General features: G+C 70.8%; 3 protein-coding genes and 1 pseudogene. All 4 read left to right on the top strand.

What is annotated here, in order from left to right:
- Window positions 1–141, top strand: a pseudogene (locus ACFVST_RS29295) (succinate--CoA ligase subunit alpha); the annotation flags it as partial.
- Window positions 138–263: a hypothetical protein gene (locus ACFVST_RS29290; RefSeq protein WP_390156626.1), complete on the top strand. Its 126-nt coding sequence runs from the start codon at window positions 138–140 to the stop codon at window positions 261–263. The pseudogene ACFVST_RS29295 and the gene ACFVST_RS29290, both read left to right, overlap by 4 nt.
- A gap of 13 nt (window positions 264–276) precedes the next feature.
- Window positions 277–717, top strand: a complete 441-nt coding sequence (locus tag ACFVST_RS29285; protein WP_390156625.1) for an NAD(P)(+) transhydrogenase (Re/Si-specific) subunit beta — start codon at window positions 277–279, stop codon at window positions 715–717.
- Window positions 605–1,570 (top strand): GTP 3',8-cyclase MoaA, encoded by a 966-nt coding sequence (gene moaA / locus ACFVST_RS29280; protein ID WP_390156627.1) that lies wholly within the window; start codon window positions 605–607, stop codon window positions 1,568–1,570. Before ACFVST_RS29285 ends, moaA begins: the two co-directional genes overlap by 113 nt.
- Window positions 1,571–1,694 lie beyond the last annotated feature (124 nt).

The following is a 1,694-nucleotide window of genomic DNA, read 5'->3' as shown; positions in this document are numbered from 1 at the left end:
ATGGGCCACGCCGGCGCCATCGTCTCCGGCTCCTCCGGCACCGCCGCCGCCAAGAAGGAGGCCCTGGAGGCCGCGGGCGTCAAGGTCGGCAAGACCCCCACCGAGACCGCCGAGTTGGCCCGCCGGGTGGTGTCCGCATGACATCGATCGGGGTCCCCCGGGAGAGCACACCGGGGGAACGCCGAGTCGCACTGGTACCGAAGGTCGTCGAACGGCTCCGCTCACAGGGACTCACCGTCGTCGTGGAACCGGGCGCCCTATGAGCAGTTCCGCGAAATGGACGACATCAACGGCGAGTTCGGCCGCACCGACGTGGCGCTGGTCATCGGCGCCAACGACGTCACCAACCCGGCGGCCCGCCGCAACCCCAACTCGCCGATCTACGGGATGCCGATCCTCAACGTGGACTCGGCGAAGTCCGTCATTGTCCTCAAGCGGGGCATGAGCCCGGGCTTCGCCGGCATCGAGAACGAGCTGTACTACGACGCCAGGACGGCCAAGCTCTTCGGCGACGCGAAGTCCTCCGTCGGGGAGATCACCGAGGAGCTCAAGGCCTGTAGCGGCGGGAAAGGCGGAACCCATGCTGGCCGACTCACACGGGCGGATCGCCACCGATCTGCGGGTCTCCCTCACCGACCGGTGCAATCTGCGCTGCACCTACTGTATGCCGGAGGCGGGGCTCCAGTGGCTCGCCAAGCCCGACCTCCTCACCGATGACGAGGTGGTGCGGCTGGTACGGATCGCCGTCACCCAACTCGGCGTCACCGAGGTCCGGTTCACCGGCGGGGAGCCCCTGTTGCGGCCCGGACTGCCCGGCGTCCTGGAACGCTGCGCCGCCCTCCGGCCGCGCCCCCGGATCTCGCTCACCACCAACGGGATCGGGCTCCACCGCACCGCGAAAACCTTGCGTACGGCGGGACTTGACCGGGTCAACGTCTCCCTGGACACGCTCCGCCCGGAGGTGTTCCGCACCCTCACCCGGCGCGACCGGCACCGGGACGTACTCGAAGGACTGGCCGCCGCCCACGCCGCCGGCCTCACTCCGGTCAAGGTCAACACCGTGCTGATGCCGGGCCTGAACGCGGACGAGGCACCCGAACTGCTGGCCTGGGCGCTGGACCTCGGCTACCAGTTGCGCTTCATCGAGCAGATGCCGCTGGACGCCCAACACGGCTGGCGGCGCGAGGAGTTGGTCACCGCCGAGGACATCCTGCGGCGGCTGGGGGAGCGGTTCACCCTCACTCCGGAGGGGAGCGCCCGACGCGGTTCGGCCCCGGCGGAACGCTGGCTGGTCGACGGCGGGCCGGGCACGGTGGGGGTGATCGCCTCGGTCACCCGGCCGTTCTGCCGTGCCTGCGACCGCACCCGGCTCACCGCCGACGGCCAGGTCCGCAACTGCCTCTTCGCCCGCGAGGAGACGGACCTGCGCACGGCACTGCGCTCGGGCGAACCCGACGAGGCCCTCGCCGACCTCTGGCGCGCGGCGATGTGGGGCAAGAAGGCGAGCCCCGACCTGGACGCCCCGGCCTTCGTCCAGCCCGACCGCCCCATGTCCGCCATCGGCGGCTAGGCCGTGTCGTTTGGATCTCCGTGGAACAAGGAGCGGGTCCTGGTGCGTGCTCTCGGTGTGCCGGCCGGACTCCCTCGTACTGGACGTACTTCGGCGTTCGGCCGGTGCAGCGAGAGTGCGTGCC

Source organism: Streptomyces sp. NPDC058045 (genome assembly GCF_042885635.1).
GTDB lineage: Bacteria > Actinomycetota > Actinomycetes > Streptomycetales > Streptomycetaceae > Streptomyces.
Note: the sequence above shows the minus strand (reverse complement) of the source record. Positions and strands in the feature narration are given on the sequence as shown.

Coding starts and splice junctions, on each gene's coding strand:
- ACFVST_RS29285 (WP_390156625.1), top strand. CDS start 277: ATGGACGACATCAACGGCGAGTTCGGCCGCACCGACGTGGCGCTGGTC.
- ACFVST_RS29290 (WP_390156626.1), top strand. CDS start 138: ATGACATCGATCGGGGTCCCCCGGGAGAGCACACCGGGGGAACGCCGA.